This is a genomic window from Luteimonas flava (assembly GCF_036584485.1).
Classification (GTDB): Bacteria; Pseudomonadota; Gammaproteobacteria; order Xanthomonadales; family Xanthomonadaceae; genus Luteimonas; species Luteimonas flava.
Map to the genome: position 1 here is coordinate 342236 of NZ_JAZHBM010000001.1, position 12488 is coordinate 354723.

A 12488-nucleotide genomic window follows, 5' to 3' on the forward strand; every position below is an offset into this window, starting at 1 on the left:
GCCGGAGGTCACGGACTCAGGGCGCGGGCGGCGCCGAGGTGGCTGGCGTCACGGGCGGCGCCGGCGGCGGATCGAACGGGATCGTATCCGGCGCGACGGCGCCACCGGAGATGATGAAGCTCATCGCCTGGTCGACGGTCCAGTCGGTCGGCGTGATCTTCTCCAGCGGCACGATTTCCAGATAGCCCGACGTCGGATTCGGCGTGGTCGGCACGTAGACTGCGGCCAGTTCGCGGCCGGTGCCCTGTTCGCGGATCACCCGGGTCACGAAGCCGACCGATTTCATCTCCGCGTGCGGAAAGTCGATCAGGACCACGCGCTGGGTACCGTCGGGCTTGGTCTGCAGGATGTCGAGCAGTTTGCGCGCGCTGGAATAGATCACGTTCGCCAGCGGAATGCGGCGCACCAGTGCGTCCACCCACGACAGCATGCGCTGGCCGATCACGCGACGTGCGAGCCAGCCCACGCCGAGGATCAACGCGATGGTCGCGAGCATCGCGATCGTGGCCTGGACCGAGACCGCGTTGATCCAGCCCATCGAATTCGGAAAGCCCGCGGCGATCCGGTGCGCCAGCGGCGCGACCCACGGCGTGCTGATGTTGGACAGCAGCACGAAGACGAACTTGACGACGATCCAGGTCAGCCAGATCGGCAGCAGGGTCAACAGGCCGGTGAGGAACAGACGCTGCAGGCGTCCGCCCAGGGTGTGGGCACTCATTGGAATCCGCGGGTGGGGTGGGGAACGCAACATGATGCGCCCCGCGACTGCACCGCGGAAGCGTGGCGCACGGCCACCGTCGCCCGACCGCTCGAATCAGGGCAGATGCGCGAGGCGGAAGCCGACGTCGTCGTATCCGCGGCGCGGGTCCAGCGCACGGCTGGCGAGTTCGTCGCGCTGGCTGCGGCCGGCGGCGATGCGGTCCTTGCACGCGGCCGCGCAGTCGCTGCGCCATTCGGCCGGACCGACCGCGCGCGTGGCGACGCTGGCGCCCTGGGCGGTGGAGGCGACGACGATGCTGCGGCCCTCGCGTTCGCTGCGCCAGCGCGCATAGTCCACCGCATCGTGCCAGGACACGCAGACCACGGGATCGGACGGGGACTGCTCGAATCCGGGGTTCTCCCAGTCTTTCGGCGACAGCGCACGCAAAACGGAACCGCGCGCGCGGCACGCCGCGGACTTGTGGCCGGTCGCCGCGACGAAGGCGGCGTAGTCCGCCCGCGTGACCGGCGCATTGGAGATCGCGTACACGCCGTCGCTGCTGCGGATCACGCGGGCGCCACCGGCGACGCTGGCGGCCAGCGCGGCGACATCGGGAATGGTCATGGCCTGGCGACGCAGTCGCGAGGTCGCAGCGGCGTCGAGGCCCACGGCTTCGGCCGAGGCCAGACTCGCGACCGCTTCGCCGCGATCGACATCGGTGACCGCCTGGCCGATACGCGCTTCGAGCGCGTCGTCGACACGGGTGCGCAGGCGGCGCATCGCGTCGCCGTCGGCCTGCCCGGTGGCGGCCGCATGCTGGCGCGCAGCGGCGAGGAGCGCGCTCGCATCGCCGTGCTCGCCCTTGGCGATCAGTGCCGTGGCAAGTGCGCCGGCTGCATCGAACGCGCGGCCGGACAGCGGCGCGAAGCGCAGGTGTTCGCGATCGGCCTGCCAGGCGCGGGTCAGCGATTCGAACGCGTTCGCGCCGGCGGGCGCGGCCAGATAGCCGGCACGCAACTGGCGCTCCGCATCGCCGAGGTGGCGATCGGACGCCGAGACCGGCGCAGCCTTCGGTGCCGCGGATGCGTCTGCCTCGGCCACGGTGGTGGAGGTGCGCGCGTCGTCATGGGCGAGGCCCTCGGCATCGACGGGCGCCGTGGCGCCATCGGCGGCGACCACCTGGCCGGGCGCCGCGGCCGCGACGTCCGGCGCGCCGGACGGACGCAGCAGAAAGCCGATGCCGGCCGCGACCACCAGCACCGCCGGAATCCACAGCATCGGCGAGACATGCCGCGCACCGGTACCGAGGCGACGTGCGCCTTCGCCGATGCGCCGGAACGTACCGGTGACGACCGGTTCGCGCTTGCCGTCGCGCTGCGGCACCTGCCCCAGCGCCTGCAGCATCTGGTTGGCGTCGGCGAAGCGGCGGCCGGGCGATTTGGCCAGGGCGCGGTCGATGAAACGCTGCCAGTGCCGCAGCGGCGGCGACAGGCGCGGGATCGGATTCTGAGTGTGGGCGATCGCCATCGACAGCGCGTCCTCGCCCTGGTACGGCAGGCTGCCGTTGAGCATCTCCCAGGCCAGCACGCCGACGCTGTAGAGATCGGCGCGGAAGTCGACCTGCTGGCCGCGCGCCTGCTCGGGCGCCATGTAGGCGGTGCTGCCGACGGCCAGCCCGACCATCGTGACCCGCGTGCCGTACCCGCGACGCAGGGCGATGCCGAAATCCGCCAGCAGCGGCCGGTCGGCTTCGTCGAACAGCACGTTCTCGGCCTTGACGTCGCGATGGATCACGCCACGCGCATGCGCGTACGCCAGCGCCGAGAGCAGGGCGCGCAGCACTTCCCGCACGCGGGCGTGGTCGCCGGTGAGATCGCGGCTGCCCAGATGGCCGTGCGGCAGGTACGGCATCGCGTACCACGGCAGTCCGGCATCGGTGCGCCCGACCTCGTGGATGCCGACGATATTGGGATGCTCGAGCCGGGCGATCGTGCGCGCTTCGTTCTCGAAGCGGCGCCGGCTCACTTCATCGGCCAGCGCCTCGGGCAGCATGACCTTGATCGCCACGTCGCGGCCCAGCGAGAGCTGCGTGCCGAGATAGACCGTGGCCATGCCGCCGTGTCCGACGATGCGCAGCAGACGGTAACCGGCGATGTCCGGAAAGACCGTCGAATCGGGCCCGGCTGACGTGTACGACATGGTTCCCCCTGTGCGCCGCACAGCATACCGAGGGCGCGCCGGAAAACGGTGTGATGCGTTTCCGGGTCCGACGCGCGCGTCGCGCCGTGCGCAGCGCGGGGCCTCAAGCCGCGCGCGCGTGCCCGGCGGCGACCATGGCCATCGCCACCGACTCGGCGGCCTTGATGCCGTCCACGCCCGCCGACAGGATGCCGCCGGCGTAGCCAGCACCTTCGCCCGCCGGAAACAGGCCGCGCGTGTTCAAGCTCTGGCCGTCGGCATGACGTGTGATGCGCAGCGGCGAGGACGTGCGCGTTTCCACGCCGGTCAGCAGCGCATCGTGCATCGCGAAGCCGCGCAGCTGGCGGTCGAAGGCCGGCAGCGCTTCGCGGATCGCGGTGATCGCATACTCGGGCAACGCGCCCGACAGATCGCCCAGACGCACGCCGGGCGTATACGACGGCACGACGCTGCCGAACGCGCTCGATGCACGCCCGGCGAGCAGGTCGCCGACCAGCTGGCCCGGTGCTTCGTACTCGCCACCGCCGAGCGCGAACGCGTTCGACTCCCAGTGGCGCTGCAGCGCGATACCGGCCAGCGGTCCGCCTTCAGGCGCGTAGGGCTGGAAATCCTCGGGCGTGATGCCGACGACGATCGCCGCATTCGCATTGCGCTCGTTGCGCGAGTACTGGCTCATGCCGTTGGTCACCACGCGGCCCGGTTCGCTGGCCGCCGCCACCACGGTGCCGCCGGGGCACATGCAGAAGCTGTAGACCGAGCGGCCGTTGCGCGCGTGGTGCACCAGCTTGTAGTCGGCGGCGCCGAGCAGCGGATGACCGGCCTGCGGGCCGAAGCGCGCGGCGTCGACCAGCGACTGCGGGTGCTCGATGCGGAAGCCGATCGAGAACGGCTTGGCTTCCAGGAATACGCCCCGCGTGTGCAGCATCGCGAAGGTGTCGCGCGCGCTGTGCCCCAGCGCCATGACCACGTGATCGCTGCGGATCTCGCCGCCGCCGGCCAGGGTCACGCCGCGGATGTGGCGCACGCCGTCGGCATCGGTGTCGATCAGCAGGTCGTCGACGCGGCTGGAGAAGCGGATCTCGCCGCCCAGCGATTCGATCGTCGCGCGCATGTGTTCGACCATCGACACCAGCCGGAACGTGCCGATGTGCGGCTTGCTGACGTAGAGAATCTCATCGGGCGCACCGGCGGCGACGAATTCGGTCAGCACCTTGCGGCCGTGGTGGCGCTTGTCGGAGATCTGGCTGTAGAGCTTGCCGTCAGAGAACGTGCCCGCGCCGCCTTCGCCGAACTGCACGTTGGATTCGGGATTCAGCACCTTCTTGCGCCACAGGCCGAAGGTGTCGACGGTGCGTTCGCGCACCGCCTTGCCGCGCTCGAGCACGATCGGCCGGAAGCCCATCTGCGCGAGCACGAGCGCGGCGAACAGGCCGCAGGGCCCGGTGCCGATCACCAGCGGGCGCAGCGGCATCGCATCGCGGGCGCGCGCGACGAAGCGGTACGAGGTGTCCGGCGATGCGCCGACCTTGCCGCTGCCACTGGCCGCGGCGCCGTCGCCTTGCTCGCCCGCAGCCGCGGCTTCGGGATCGAGTTCCAGCCGCTGCAGGATGTCGGCCTCGCGCGGCGTCTCCACGTCGACCGAATAGATCAGCACGATCGCCCCGCGCCGGCGCGCGTCGTAGCTGCGCTTGGCCACGGTGAACCCGGTGAGCTCGTCGGCGTGGATGCCCAGCCGCGCGATGATCGCCGCGGGCAGTGCGGCATCGTCGTGGTCGAGGGGCAGTTTGAGGTCGGTGAGTCGGAGCATCGGGATTCAGGGCGGTGGAGGCGGGCGCGGGTCTGCCGGCGTGACGCATCGCACGCACGCGATGGGAGACGTCGATGCATCCGGCGCAGGGGCCGGCGCGGCGGACAGGATACCCGGCGCGCCTCCGGGCACGATGCAGGCGGGGCCCTCGAGCGATCGCAGACAGGCCGCCGCAATGGCAGACTGCCGGTCCGCAGGACGCGGATCAGGGGAGCGTGCATGCGCTGGTTGAAACGGTTGGGCTTGGGGTTATTGGTCTTCGTGCTCGTGCTCGCGGCGCTGTGGACGTGGTCGCGGCTGCGTGGGCCGACGCCGGAACAGCAGGCTGCGTTGCAGCGCATGCAGATGCCGAACGCGGTCGCAGGGCGCAACGCCTTTGATGCGGTCTGGCTGCTGCGCTACGACGTGCCGGAAGCGGAGATCGCTTCGGTAGCGGATGCCGACATGGCGGCACTTTCCTCGGCGCCGGCGTTGCGGTCCTTGGAACCTCAAAGCAGTGCGAATACGCGCTATGCCGACCTGCAACCCGACAGGAACACTCCGCTCACGCATTGTCAGATCGCCGGTGAGCCGTGTCTGGCGCTTGTGCGTAGCGACACTGACGGCTACGCAGCGCTGGTGGAGGCCAACCGCAAGTTGATCGCGCGGGTGGAAGCGCTCGCGCAATACGACCATCTTGCATCGCGCTTACCTGTCCGCGTGGATGCGCCGATTCCGCCTTTTTCACTGTTGGCGTGGCCGCTGACCGCACATGCTGTGGCATTCGGCCAAGGGGATCGACTGGCAGCGGTCGATGCGACCTGCATGGCTTTGTCCACGACGCGACGGCTCGGCGCGAACAGCGATCTCCTGATTTCCCGCATGTACTTCACCCGGCTCGTGACCGAAGGCTACGGACGCTTGCTCGCCGACATGCTGGTAGAACTGCCTGCGGACATTGCGCTGCCCGACAGCTGCGCGGCTGCGGTGTCCGCACCAACGGAGATCGAAGCAAGCGTCTGCCCGGCATTGCGCGGAGAGTTCGCCTTGGGACAGCGTGTGGCGCAGCAGATGACGTCTGACGAAGTCGGCGAGTGGCTGGTGTTCGACCAGCATGGCTATGCAGCGATGGCCGCGGATCGAGTCGGTCAGGGATGCACGGATGCCGCCGCTGAGGCGCTGCGTCTCGACCGGCGTTTCGTGTCGGAAGACGCGCGTCCGTTCTTCAGCCGTTTCGAATGCATCGCCAACAGCGCAGGCTGCATTCTGAGCGATATCGCTGGGCCGGCGTACGACGCTTACGTTCGTGCGGGCCCGCCTGCAGCTGGTCGGAACGCTCGCCTGGTTGCGCGCGCAGCCTGCAGAGGGTGCACTGTCCGAACGGCTCGCGCGTCGACCGGACGGGCTGCGAAGCCCCGCTCGCGATATCACCGTCTCCGCGGACGGTCGCGCATTGCAGATCGCCCAGTACGACACCCGTCAACAAGAGAGCTGGTCGCTGCCCCTGCCGGCCTACCTCGTGGAATCGACAGCGGCCTCGGATTGACCGCTGCGCCGCTTGCGGCGCACATAGACCTGCTTGCGCACGCGGGCAACCAGTTCGCCCGAGGCGTCGACGACGTCGGTGGTGAACCAATGCAGATGCTTGCTGCCGTCGGCGGTGACGGCGCGGATTGCCTCGACCGTCGCGGTGTCGAGATCGAAGGCCGCGTGCACGGTGCCGCGGCCCGGGCGGATGAACTCGATTTCGCCGGCCTTGTCCCAGACCACGTGGTCGTTGCCGAGCGCGCGCAGGGTCATGATCATCCAGAACGGATCGGTCATCGCGAACAGGCTGCCGCCGAAGTGCGTGCCGACGTAGTTGCGGTTGAACCAGCGCCGGCGCAGTTCGACGCGCGCATGCCGGAAACCGTCGTCGATCCGGGTCACGCGGATGCCCGAAAACAGGAACGGCGGCCACAGGTTCATCAGCAGGCGGAAGCGGCGTGGCGTCATGGGCAGGCGATCGGCGGGGGGACGCCGATCTTGCCATACGCCGCTGTACGGAAGCGCCCGGAGGCGCTGGATCAGAACAGCAGCGACGCCATCTTGCGGCGATAGCGGCCCACGAGTTCGGCGTCCTCGATGATGCGGAACGCATCGATCAGGGCCTTGCGCGGCAGGCCGTCGTCGAAATCGCGGTCGCGGCGCAGCAGTTCGATGAACTGTTCGAGGCCGGCCTCGGTGTTGCCGGCGACGATGTGCTGCACACCGAGCAGATGGCGCGCGCGCAGATCACCTTCATCGGCCGCGATCGCCGCCTGCAGCGCATCGGTCGACGGCGCGCCGGCCAGCACGGCGGCGAAGCCCAGACGCGCGCGGGCTTTCACTGCACGGTCGTCGGTGGACAGGTTTGCCGGCAGACCGTCGAGTAGCGCTTCGGCCTCCTGCGTAGCGCCGGTCTGCAGCAGGGCAAGCGCGAGGTCGAGTTTGAGTTCGGACTTGTCCGGCTCGGCGACGACCGCGTCACGCAGACGCGCGACTTCGGCAGCCGGGTCCAGTGGCGCGGCTTCGGCCGCGTCAACAGCCTCGCCCGCGGCCGGCTCGATACCGTGCTTCTTCAGGAATTCGCGGATCTCGCCTTCGGGCAGCGCGCCCGGGAACCCGTCGACCGGCTGGCCGCCGACCAGCAGGAACACGGTCGGTACCGAGCGGATCTGGAACGCGGCCGCGATCTGCTGCTCCTTGTCGACATCGACCTTGGCCAGCACGAACGCACCGTTGTACTCGCCCGCCAGCTTTTCCAGCACCGGTCCCAGCGACTTGCAGGGGCCGCACCATTCGGCCCAGAAATCGATCAGGACCGGGGTCTGCAACGACGCCTGCAACACCTCGGTCTCGAAGGTCGCGGTGGTCGCGTCGAAGACGTGGGGCAGGGCGGCGGGAGCGGGGGCGTTGCCGTCGAGAAGCATGCGGAAATCCATTGAAGAGAGAATGCGCCGGGCGCGATCCCGAAGGATGGCGACGGATGCGCAGGATACAACCATGTCAAAAATAGTTGACATGGCAGAGCTGGGATGTAAATTCTGTTTTACCTGAGGTCTGGTGGAGGAGACATCATGCCCATGCAAGAGCGGTTCGCGTTGGCGCGCGGGCAAGCGCGGATTGCACAGCCGCCGGTCTGGTCGGTGATCTGGCCGGCAGCCGTGTTCACCGGATTCGGCCTGCTGTTCGTGTCGAAGGACCCTCTGCTGCGCGGGCTCACGCTTGGACCGGTGCTGCTCCTGCTGATCGCCGTTGCGGGCCTGGCGTGGCGCAGTACGCGACCGTCTACAGAAGGGAGCGGCCAGTCTCCTGGTGAAGCCGATGCATGGAATACCGCCCAGATATTGCTGGCCGCAGTGATCTTCCTGCAGATGATTGCCGCGGGCCGGCTGGGAGAGGGTTGGATCACGTGGTGCGTGCTGTTCGCTTACGCCGGTCTGGTGATGCTGGGGCCGGAGATCCGCGCACGCCGCATGGCGACGCAAGCGCGGCAACGCGGTGTGGTCGAGGACGAGCGCGATGCTGCGATCCAGGCGGCCGCCACACGCTGGTCGAAACGCACACTGGAGGCACTGCTTGTCGCGGGCGCGGTCGTGTACGCGCTCCACGCCAACCGCCTCGGCGCCGCGCCCAGTGCGCGAACGACGATCGTGGCGGTGTTCGCTGCGATGTTCGTGGCCAACGGGATCGGCCAGTGGCGCGCGGCAATGCTGTATTGGCGGGATCGTCGATGAGTCGCGTCCGATGACCGGCACGCCCATCGCCAACGAGATCCGCCGCCTGCGCTTCGAGCATGGCGAGATGACCCAGCAGGCGCTGGCCGATGCCTGCCAGGTCACGCGACAGACGATCATCGCGCTGGAAGCGGGGCGCTATGCGCCGTCGCTGGAACTCGCGTTCCGGATCGCGCGGACGTTCGGCGTCGGTGTCGAAGGCGTCTTCCGGTGGGCGGCGTGAGCAGCGTGCGGCTGCGATCGCTGGTCGCCGGTGCGCATGTCTGCACCTTGCTGACGCTGCTGGTGTTCGCAGTGCTGACCGGTGTGCCCGCGGGCGCGCCGCTGGCCTGGTCCGGCGCACGCGGGATGCCGCTGGCGTGGCTGTTCAATGCGCTGGCGTGGATCGGGCCGGGTCTCGTCGTCGCGTTCGCCGCATTGCGCCTGCGCGCAACGCTGCCGGACGCGAGGCTCGGTGCCGGCGTCGCGCTGCGCCTGGTGCTGCTGGCCGCACTGGCCTTCGCCGCGCAGGGCGTCTGGACGCTGGACCCGAACGAACTCGATGCCGGCGCCAGCCGCTGGCATGCCACGGCGTGGATGGTCTGGAACCTGGCCTTCGGTGCGGGCGCACTGATGGCTGGCATTGCGCTGCGCGCGGTGCGATGGCCGTCGCTAGTGATCTGCGTTCTGGTGGCGTTGTGCCTGCTGGTGCCGTCGCTGTTCGGCGATCAGCTCGGCGCGCGCGTGGTGCTGGTGTGCTGGTGGGGCTGGACGCTGCTGCTCGCATGGCGCCTGCCGCGCCCGCACTGAGGCGGGCGCAGGCAGACACCGTCAGTCGATGACGGGCGGCGCGACGTCCGGGCTGCGATGCACGCGGCCCGCCGTCATGACGAAGTCGACGTTCATCACCGCATGGATGTCGGCCACCGGATCGCCCGGCATCGCGATGATGTCGGCGCGCTTGCCGGGCTCGATGACGCCCTGGTCGTCGACGCCGAGCACGGTAGCCGCATGTAGCGTGGCCGACTGCAGCGCGTATGCGGCCGGAATGCCGGCCTCGACCATGTAGAGGAACTCGCGCGCGTTGTCGCCGTGCGGGCCGACGCCCTGGTCGGTGCCGAACGCGATCGGCACGCCGGCGCGGTACGCGCGCGCCGCGGTGTCCTGGATCTGCGCGCCGATCGTCGCCGCCTTCGGCCGCACGACTTCCGGAAAATAGCCCGGCTCCTTCGCCTTGTCGGCGACGAAGCGGCCGGCGTAGATCGTCGGCACGTACCAGGTGCCGCGCTGCTTCATCAGCCGCATGACTTCGTCGTCCATGTGCGTACCGTGCTCGATGCTGGTCACGCCGGCGAGCACCGCGCGCTTCATGCCTTCGGTGCCGTGCGCATGCGCGGCGACGCGGTAGCCGTAGTCCTTGGCCGTGTCGACGATCGCCTGGACCTCGTCGACCGTGAACTGCGGCGCATCGCCGCTGCGCGCATAGCTCAGCACGCCGCCGGTCGCGGTGATCTTGATGACGTCGCTGCCTTCCTTGTAGCGCTGGCGTACGGCCTGGCGCGCGTCGTCGATCGAATTGATCACGCCTTCGGTCGGGCCGGGCGGGCCGAGCAGATGCGAGAGCATCGAGTTGTAGCCGTTGCTCGGATCGGCATGACCGCCGGTGGTCGCGATCGACTTGCCGGCCGCGAAGATGCGCGGCCCCGGCACCAGGCCCTGGTTGATCGCATCGCGCAGATGCGGACTGACCTCGCCGCCGAGATCGCGCACGGTGGTGAAGCCCGCCGACAGCGTCTTCTCGGCGTAGCCGACGGCGCGGAACGCGTAGTCCACCGGATCGAGGCGGAAGCCTTCCGAGTAGCTCGCCGGGCTGGATTGCGAGCCCAGGTGCACGTGCAGATCGGTCCAGCCGGGCGAACAGGTGCGGTCGCCGAGCACGATCGATTCCACGCCGTCCTGCAGCTTCGCGCGGCCCGGAATCACTTCGCGGATCGTGCCGTTCTCGACCAGGATCGTGTGCTCGCCGAGCACGCGGCCGCTGCGCGCATCGAACAGGCGTTCGCAGTGCACGGCGGTCTGGCTGGCGGCAGCCGCCGCGGCGGGCAGCAGCAGCGCGATCGCGAGCAGGCCCAGCGACGGACGGGCGAACGGGCGGGTGAGGGGACGACGGGCCATGCGGCACTCCGGAGCGGCGGCGGTCCCGGATTGAAGCACGCGGACGCGCCGCGCGGGCGCACTCAATCGTCGTAGGAGACGTGCAGCACGCGATTGCGACCTTCGGCCTTGGCGCGATACAGCGTGGCGTCGGCCAGTTGCAGCAGGACCTCGGGCGTCAGCCCGTCGCCGGGGAAGGTCGCGATGCCGATCGACATCGTGACCGGGCCCAGCTGCTGCCCCAGATGCTGGACGGTCGCGATCTCGACCGCTCGGCGGATCTGCTCGGCACGCACGAGGGCGCCCGCGGCGTCCAGCTCGGGCAACACCACGGTGAACTCCTCGCCGCCATAGCGGCAGGCGATGTCCTCGGCGCGCACGCCGGCCTGGATCTGGCGGCCGACCTGACCCAGCAGCGCATCGCCCGCGGCGTGGCCGTGGGTGTCGTTGAAGCGCTTGAAGTGGTCGACGTCGAGCATCAGCACCGACAGCGGCAGGCCGCGTCGCTCGCAGCGCTGCAGCTCGCGGGCCAGGCTTTCCTCGAGATAGCGGCGGTTGAACAGGCCGGTCAGCGGATCGCGCAGCGACTGCGTGCGCAGCGTCTCTCGCAGTTGCAGGTTGGCGATCGCCAGTCCCAGCTGCTCGGCGAGCTGGCCGATGAGTTCGTCGACCGCCGAACCGTGGTCCATCGCCTCGGCGGACGCGCTGACCTGCAGCAGGCCGATCGAGGTGCCCTGCGCACTGAGCGGCAGGCACAGCGACGTGATGCCGGGCGCCGGCGTGCCGGCATCCAGATGGGCGCAGGTCAGCTGGCGCGATTCCTCGCCGGAGACCATGTGCGCCTGGCCGCGACGCAGCGCCCAGCAGTCGGACGGCATCAGCGAATCGGTGCTGCTGATCAGGTGATCGCCGAAGCTGGCGACGCTGTCGTGGAAATTCTGCGAGGCGCGGATCAGGTAGAAACGTCCGCTGGCGTCGGGCACCAGGCGCCGGATGGTGTCGATCGACAGCTGCACGATCTCCTCCAGCGTCTGGCAGCTCTGCAGCAGGCCGGAGTAGCGGGCGAGATCGTGGCGCTGCTTCGACAACTGGTCGACCTGCGCCATGCTCAGCGCCATCTCGTGGGCCGCGCTGCGCGCTTCGAATTCGAGCCGCCGGGCGCGTTTGTTCTCGCGGGTCACGCTGACCATCAGCGAGATCATCAGACCGCCCGACAACAGCATGCCCAGCACGACGATGGCGATCAGCAGATTCGCGTAGCGGTCGCTGCGCGCCTTGCGCTGGTCGAGCAGGCGCAGTTCCTCGCGCCGCATTTCGGACGCCGCCTCGTCGAACTCGTTCCACTGGCGCAGGGTCAGCGTCGAATTCGTGGCCTGGCGGGCCACGTCGGCACCCTGCAGCTCCTGCAGGTCGAACAGCCGCCGCAGTTCGGACAGATGCGCCTGCGCCGCTTCGCGCATCCGCTTCACCCGGGCGTGCTGGCCGGGGTTGTCGCGGATCGCCGACGCCAGCGCCTCGTGGGCGGTGTCCACCTGGTGGGTCGCGATCAGGTACTGGCTGCGGAATTCGGGGTGGCCGGTCAGCCGGTAGGCGCGCGCATTGGCCTCGGTGCTGCGGATCGCGCGCTCGGCGACCTCGATCCGGTTGATCACCTCGTAGGTGTGTCCGATCCACTCGTTGCTCGTGCGCAGGCTCGACACGCCCCAGACGCTGGCGATCCCGACGCCCAGCAACAGCAGCAGCGCCAGCGCGAACGCGGGCAGGCGGTAGGACGACAACCGGGAAGACGATGCAGGCAAGGCGGGGGAACCTGACGGCGCTGGCGCGATTCTAGCGCCAGTGACGCGCATCACGTCTGCGGTGACCGGCCCGGCACGCTCCGAATGGCGGCCGCATCGGCGCTGCGGTAGGC

At 69.5% G+C, this 12488-nt stretch carries 11 protein-coding genes; 3 read left to right on the forward strand and 8 right to left on the reverse strand.

Features of this window, described 5'->3' with window-relative positions:
* Positions 1-16: 16 nt before the first annotated feature.
* The 6 genes from V3391_RS01565 to trxA form a co-directional block, all read right to left on the reverse strand.
* Positions 17-718: a DUF502 domain-containing protein gene (locus V3391_RS01565; RefSeq protein ID WP_332076674.1), complete on the reverse strand. Its 702-nt coding sequence runs from the start codon at positions 716-718 to the stop codon at positions 17-19.
* Between the two features lie 96 nt (positions 719-814).
* A complete protein-coding gene (locus V3391_RS01570; RefSeq protein WP_332076675.1) occupies positions 815-2899 on the reverse strand; it encodes a protein kinase domain-containing protein in 2085 nt (694 codons plus the stop codon).
* A 103-nt stretch (positions 2900-3002) separates the two neighbouring features.
* Positions 3003-4706 carry an NAD(P)/FAD-dependent oxidoreductase gene (locus V3391_RS01575; RefSeq protein ID WP_332076676.1) on the reverse strand — a complete coding sequence of 568 codons (1704 nt, stop codon included), beginning with the start codon at positions 4704-4706 and terminating at the stop codon, positions 3003-3005.
* Between the two features lie 723 nt (positions 4707-5429).
* On the reverse strand, positions 5430-5801 hold the full coding sequence (locus tag V3391_RS01580; RefSeq protein WP_332076677.1) for a hypothetical protein: 372 nt from the start codon (positions 5799-5801) through the stop codon (positions 5430-5432).
* A gap of 396 nt (positions 5802-6197) precedes the next feature.
* Positions 6198-6680, reverse strand: coding sequence for a DUF4442 domain-containing protein (locus V3391_RS01585; RefSeq protein ID WP_332076678.1), 483 nt, complete (start codon positions 6678-6680; stop codon positions 6198-6200).
* A 71-nt stretch (positions 6681-6751) separates the two neighbouring features.
* Positions 6752-7636 carry a thioredoxin gene (gene trxA, locus V3391_RS01590; protein WP_332076679.1) on the reverse strand — a complete coding sequence of 295 codons (885 nt, stop codon included), beginning with the start codon at positions 7634-7636 and terminating at the stop codon, positions 6752-6754.
* 147 nt (positions 7637-7783) lie between these two features.
* Here trxA and V3391_RS01595 point away from each other — a divergent pair, with 147 nt between their 5' ends.
* From V3391_RS01595 to V3391_RS01605, 3 genes are read left to right on the forward strand one after another with little or no spacing between them, the layout of a single operon-like run.
* The gene (locus tag V3391_RS01595) at positions 7784-8443 is read left to right on the forward strand and encodes a hypothetical protein (protein ID WP_332076680.1); all 660 of its coding nucleotides are present in this window, start codon (positions 7784-7786) and stop codon (positions 8441-8443) included.
* A gap of 10 nt (positions 8444-8453) precedes the next feature.
* Positions 8454-8666 carry a helix-turn-helix transcriptional regulator gene (locus V3391_RS01600; protein ID WP_232114982.1) on the forward strand — a complete coding sequence of 71 codons (213 nt, stop codon included), beginning with the start codon at positions 8454-8456 and terminating at the stop codon, positions 8664-8666.
* Complete coding sequence (locus V3391_RS01605) at positions 8663-9232, forward strand: hypothetical protein (protein ID WP_332076681.1); 570 nt, start codon at positions 8663-8665, stop codon at positions 9230-9232. The genes V3391_RS01600 and V3391_RS01605 overlap by 4 nt, the downstream gene beginning before the upstream one ends.
* 21 nt (positions 9233-9253) lie before the next feature.
* Here the strand turns inward: V3391_RS01605 and V3391_RS01610 are convergent, their stop codons facing one another.
* Positions 9254-10597 (reverse strand): metal-dependent hydrolase family protein, encoded by a 1344-nt coding sequence (locus tag V3391_RS01610; RefSeq protein WP_332076682.1) that lies wholly within the window; start codon positions 10595-10597, stop codon positions 9254-9256.
* 62 nt (positions 10598-10659) lie between these two features.
* A complete protein-coding gene (locus tag V3391_RS01615) occupies positions 10660-12354 on the reverse strand; it encodes a sensor domain-containing diguanylate cyclase (RefSeq protein WP_332076683.1) in 1695 nt (564 codons plus the stop codon).
* Positions 12355-12488 lie beyond the last annotated feature (134 nt).

Excerpts from the sequence above, each read along its gene's own strand:
- V3391_RS01565 (WP_332076674.1), bottom strand. The coding sequence starts at position 718 with ATGAGTGCCCACACCCTGGGCGGACGCCTGCAGCGTCTGTTCCTCACC.
- V3391_RS01600 (WP_232114982.1), top strand. The coding sequence starts at position 8,454 with ATGACCGGCACGCCCATCGCCAACGAGATCCGCCGCCTGCGCTTCGAG.
- V3391_RS01570 (WP_332076675.1), bottom strand. The coding sequence starts at position 2,899 with ATGTCGTACACGTCAGCCGGGCCCGATTCGACGGTCTTTCCGGACATC.
- trxA (WP_332076679.1), bottom strand. The coding sequence starts at position 7,636 with ATGCTTCTCGACGGCAACGCCCCCGCTCCCGCCGCCCTGCCCCACGTC.
- V3391_RS01610 (WP_332076682.1), bottom strand. The coding sequence starts at position 10,597 with ATGGCCCGTCGTCCCCTCACCCGCCCGTTCGCCCGTCCGTCGCTGGGC.
- V3391_RS01585 (WP_332076678.1), bottom strand. The coding sequence starts at position 6,680 with ATGACGCCACGCCGCTTCCGCCTGCTGATGAACCTGTGGCCGCCGTTC.
- V3391_RS01580 (WP_332076677.1), bottom strand. The coding sequence starts at position 5,801 with ATGCTGGTCGAACACCAGCCACTCGCCGACTTCGTCAGACGTCATCTG.
- V3391_RS01575 (WP_332076676.1), bottom strand. The coding sequence starts at position 4,706 with ATGCTCCGACTCACCGACCTCAAACTGCCCCTCGACCACGACGATGCC.
- V3391_RS01595 (WP_332076680.1), top strand. The coding sequence starts at position 7,784 with ATGCCCATGCAAGAGCGGTTCGCGTTGGCGCGCGGGCAAGCGCGGATT.